At 63.8% G+C, this 4875-nt stretch carries 3 protein-coding genes and 1 pseudogene; 3 read left to right on the forward strand and 1 reads right to left on the reverse strand.

Annotated features, from left to right (window positions below; translation table 11 throughout):
- Window positions 1-214 precede the first annotated feature (214 nt).
- From ACFFN1_RS00005 to ACFFN1_RS00015, 3 genes and pseudogenes are all read left to right on the forward strand, one after another.
- Window positions 215-487 (forward strand): hypothetical protein, encoded by a 273-nt coding sequence (locus tag ACFFN1_RS00005; protein ID WP_376837432.1) that lies wholly within the window; start codon window positions 215-217, stop codon window positions 485-487.
- 93 nt (window positions 488-580) lie between these two features.
- Window positions 581-1890: pseudogene (locus ACFFN1_RS00010) on the forward strand (ISL3 family transposase).
- A 457-nt stretch (window positions 1891-2347) separates the two neighbouring features.
- Entirely contained in the window at window positions 2348-4441 is a 2094-nt protein-coding gene (locus ACFFN1_RS00015; RefSeq protein ID WP_376837433.1) for a PT domain-containing protein, read from the forward strand.
- 259 nt (window positions 4442-4700) lie between these two features.
- Here ACFFN1_RS00015 and ACFFN1_RS00020 read toward each other — a convergent pair whose 3' ends face one another.
- The gene (locus tag ACFFN1_RS00020; protein WP_376837436.1) at window positions 4701-4868 is read right to left on the reverse strand and encodes an HAD hydrolase family protein; all 168 of its coding nucleotides are present in this window, start codon (window positions 4866-4868) and stop codon (window positions 4701-4703) included.
- Window positions 4869-4875 lie beyond the last annotated feature (7 nt).

Raw genomic sequence — 4875 nt, forward strand, 5'->3', positions numbered from 1 at the left:
CACGAAGTCGACACCGGCGGCCACGAGCGCATTGACCGCTTCGACGGTGGCTTGGGGGATCGGCTGGAAGCGCTGCAGCAGCGTGCCGTCGACATCGCTGGCCACAAGCCGGATGTTCTCCGGATGCTCATGCGGTGCCTGCGGTGTGCTCGTCTCGCTCACTGCTGGCCCCCGTCTCGCCGATACCTATTGAAAACGTACACCTATCGAATGCATGCACCCATTGAATTGGTGCTGCTGCCGGCACCCCGCAGGCGGGGTGCCCGTACCTCTATATCTATCAGCTCGCCGCGTCGAGGCGGGTGTACTCGTCGATGAGATCCTCGCCGCTGACGAGGCTCGGCGCGCAGCGCTGACGTCGTTCGAGGAGGCCCGCGCTGAGCAGAAGTCGTTCAGCAAGCAGGTCGCCAAGGAGAAGGACAAGGACACCAAAGCCAGGCTCGTCGCCGAGGCCAAAGGGGCTCTTCATAAACCAGGGTGTAGGTAGCGTTGTTGGGGTTTGCGGCGTGGCGGCTGGTTGAAGGGGTCGAGGCCTTCCGAAGATGAAGGTTCCTGTACGCCTGATCTGGAAGGCCTCGACGTGCTTGACGCTACTTTCAGTTGCTCTGATCTGACTAGTTTCTGCCTGCTCGACGGGCTCGGGTTGGAGGTGGCCGGGCAGTGTGTCGAGTCTGAGCGTGCTGTGTTGGCCTGCCGGCCGGTCGACGCCGATGACTGGTGCCATGACTGCGGAGGCCAGGGCAGAGCTCGGGGCACTGTGGTGCGGTGGCTGTCGCATGTTCCGCTGGGGTGGCGCCCGACGATCTTGCAGGTGAGGGTCCGGCGGTATCGATGCGTCGAGTGCGGTCGGGTGTGGCGACAAGACCTGAGTAAGGCGGCCGAGCCCCGTTCGAAATTGTCTAGGGCGGCGTTGCGGTGGGCGCTGGAAGGGCTGGTGATCGGGCACTTGAGCATGGCCCGGATCGCGGAAGGTCTGGACGTGGCCTGGAACACCGCCAACGACGCGGTGCTGGCCGAGGGCCAGCGGATGCTGATCAACAACCCTGCCCGGTTCGACGGGGTCGAGGTGATCGGCGTCGATGAGCATTGCTGGCGACACACCCGAGGCGGTGACAAGTACGTCACCGTGGTTATCGACTTGACCCCGGCCAGGGACGGTACCGGCCCGGCACGACTGTTAGACATGGTCGAGGGCCGCTCCAAGCAGGTGTTCAAGACCTGGCTGGCTGAGCGCTCCCGAGCCTGGCGTGACCAGATCGACGTCGTAGCCATGGATGGGTTCACCGGCTACAAGACGGCTGCCGCAGAGGAACTGGCCCATGCCACCGCGGTGATGGATCCCTTCCACGTAGTCCGCCTGGCAGGGGAGGCCCTGACCCGGTGCCGGCAGCGGGTTCAGCAAACCACCCGCGGGCATCGAGGCCGTGCTGGAGATCCGCTCTACCGGGCCAGGCGCACCTTGCTGACCGGTGTTGATCTGCTCACCGACAAGCAGGCTGCCCGCCTGGAAGCGCTGTTCGCTGACGAGCAGCATAGCGAGGTCGAGGCCACCTGGGGCATTTACCAACGTCTGGTGGTGGCCTACCGGCAACCTGACAAAAAGTTCGGCCGCTACCTGCTCAACAAGGTCATCGATGACATCAGCACAGGCGTTCCCACAGCACTAGTGGAGATACGCAGCCTGGGCCGGACCCTGAACCGGCGCGCCGCTGACGTGCTCGCGTTCTTCGACCGGCCAGGCACCTCCAACAGCCCCCACCGAGGCCATCAACGCCCGACTCGAACACCTCCGCGGTATCGCCCCGGGGCTTCCGGAACCTGACCCACTACATCGCCCGCAGCCTCCACGAGGCCGGCGGATTCAAACCCCGACTACACCCACGATTATGAAGAGCTGCGTTACCGAGCCCGTGGCACCGGGCTGCGCTACCGGAACCGGGGACAGCACCCAAGCGCTCTCACAGCAGCCGCCCCGGAACGGGCGAAGCTCTCACTGGGGTGGCTACCAGCAGATTGGTCACCGCTTACCACACCGACCCTCTCAAGCACGGAGAGCCGCCCCCAGACTGATTTGCACCGCGAGAGTAACTAAGGCAAGAATAACCTAAGCATCCTCCTCTCTGCCGTTGCGTCCTGCAACGGCAGCCCTTTTTTGTTAAGGAGAAATGCTGTGCCCAAAGCCTGTCCGCCTGTCCGCCAACGGCGCCGCTTACTGCTGTCGGTGCTGCTGAGTATGCTCACCGTCGCAGCCATCGCATGTGGCTCGGTATTGCTTCCAGTCGTTGGTGCGCAGTCAGCTTCCGCGGCTTCCCGCTACACACTCGCTGGCACTGTCGAGATTGGGAAGGTGAGCCGCTCCCTCGCCGTCGACGGGCCGCGTGGCCAGGTAGCCGTTCCAGTCGACCGGGGGCCGGACGCCCCGGGTGCGGTTACGTGGCTGGACAGCGCAACCAACACCAGCTCAGGTCAGACGACCGAGCTTGACGCAGCCGAACCGGCGCATCTGCTGTTGAGCGCTGACGGCAAGAGCCTGTACGTGCTGCATTACCGGACGCAAGTGCTGAGCATCATCGACGCTCAGACGAAAGAACTCACCGGCACTGTCACCGGCCTGCCGAAATACCCCTCGGGTATGGTTGAGGACCCCCGCAGCCGCACGGTCTACGTGTTCAGCAATGCTGGCCTGACACCCGTTGACACCGTTGCCGGAACCGCAGCGAAGCCGATCGCTGTCAGCGATCAGGCATATCCCGTCATCCGGGCTGCTGTCTACGACGCGGAACGCCAGCTCATCTGGGTCACCGAGGGACGGGCGAGCGTTATCACCGCATTTTCCACTGTGACTAGGCAATGGCTCGATTCGGTTTCCGTGCCGGTCGGGGCGTTCCGCTATGACGGGGAGCCGCTCGGTGGCCGTCCGGCTGCCCTTGCCATCGACGAGGAACTCGGGCATCTCTACGTTGGAGTTCAGGGCACTATTGCCGATGGATGGGACTATGACAAGCTCATCACCATCAGCGCGGCAACCGGCCGCCACCTCGGCAGCCCGCGCGTTGTGGGTGAACGCGTCTACGACCTTGCGGTCAACCCGCAGACCCATGAGGTGTACGCCTTGCCCAACCTTGAAAACCGCATCGACGTGCTCGACCCCTCCTCCTGGAAGGTTTCCACCGCAGTTGACTTCACTGACCTTGGGGTCACGGCAGGTACCGGTGCTGCGTTGGCCGATGTCGGTGCGCTGCGGGTCAGCCCGGATGGCGGACGGCTCTATGTAACCCACCCGTATGGCACCACGCGGCTGAGTGTCATCGAACGTCGCGGGGAGCCTGGGTCGCCCAGCCCTATCCCTGAGGTGCCGGGCCAGGGCGGCGCGGAAACACCGGCAGATGAGAAGAAGGGGTGGGAAGGTCCGTCTGCGCCCGAGGTCCCTGTTGGTCCGGCAAGTGCCATCGAGCTCAGCGGCGCGGAGTTCAGCTGGTCGGTCAATGAGTACATGAAGGCATGGACGAGTGAACCGCTGGGTGCGATGGAGAAGGAGGGACACGATTTTCTCGCAGCGGACGGGCGCGGCTGGTACGACCCACAAACCGGGGCAGCACACATCGTGTGGTCCGATGGGATGCTCATCCACCACTATCCCGGACTCGCGCCCTTAGTGCGCACAACGGTCGGAAACCCGGAACTCACGATCGACGAAACGGGTGCGGGCACGCTAAGCGTTGACGTCGCCTGGTCGGTGTCAGAAGAACTGCACAGCCAGGGCTATTCGCGTGTGCCCATTGCGACCTTCAAGTCGGTTGCAGTGCAGCAGGACGGCAACATCCGGGCGCTGCGAGTAGAGCCGGAGTATGCCGGCCGGGAGTACGTTGACGGTGAAACCCATTCACCGAATTCCTATCCCCGGGAGTTCATCACGTGGTTCGATCCGTCGATGCGGCCGTGGTGGTACTCCACCGGAGCCTCGATGGATCTGAAGAAGGCCCCGAACCCGTTCAACGTACGCTTCGCGTACGCACCGAGCGAGGAGCCCACGGTAGAGCCGAGCGAGGAGCCCACGGTGGAACCGAGTGAAGAACCCACGGTGGAACCGAGCGAGGAGCCCACGGTGGAACCGAGTGAAGAACCCACGGTGGAACCGAGTGAAGAACCCACGGTAGAGCCGAGTGAAGAACCCACGGTAGAGCCGAGTGAAGAACCCACGGCAGAGCCGAGTGAAGAACCCACGGCAGAGCCGAGTGAAGAACCCACGGCAGAGCCGAGCGAAGAACCCACGGCAGAGCCGAGCGAAGAACCCACGGCAGAGCCGAGCGAAGAACCCACAGCAAAACCGAGTAGTACGGCTTTGCCGCGCACTGGATGGACAGGGGCAGGAGCACTTGCTCTAGCAGGGGTGCTTGTACTCATCGGTACGACCACTCTCGTGCTTATCCGCCGCCGGTAAGCTGGCCATTTTCAGACCAGGGTTGACGCCACGCCAGCACATGTTTCACCGTGATGTCACGGTGATGTGCGGCGTGGCGCTCAACTGTCGGCCCTGCCGTTGAAGTACGGATCGCCACGAGTTTGGTGGCGAGTCCATAGCGGTAGGTCGGCCTTCGCCGGCCGACTGGAGCTACGTGTGCAGGCGAGGACAGCCAACACAGGCTGAAAGACTCTTGTCCGGGTGTCGGACTATCTGCACTCGGGCCGTGTCCGGCACCTCATCCACGGCGCTGCGCAGCGTCTGCGAAAGCCTGGATTGTCTCAGCGATCCCGCCATCATGGACCGCCGGAGCTACGGCGCGGGCTGCGGCGAGTGTGGTTGGGTGGCCGTCGGCCATGGCGTAGCCCCAGCCGGCCCAGGTCAGCATCTCGATGTCGTTGGGCATATCGCCG

The organism is Brevibacterium otitidis (assembly GCF_042429315.1).
In the GTDB taxonomy this organism is placed as follows: Bacteria; Actinomycetota; Actinomycetes; order Actinomycetales; family Brevibacteriaceae; genus Brevibacterium; species Brevibacterium otitidis.

Coding starts and splice junctions, on each gene's coding strand:
- ACFFN1_RS00005 (WP_376837432.1), top strand. CDS start 215: ATGCACCCATTGAATTGGTGCTGCTGCCGGCACCCCGCAGGCGGGGTG.
- ACFFN1_RS00020 (WP_376837436.1), bottom strand. CDS start 4,868: ATGCCCAACGACATCGAGATGCTGACCTGGGCCGGCTGGGGCTACGCC.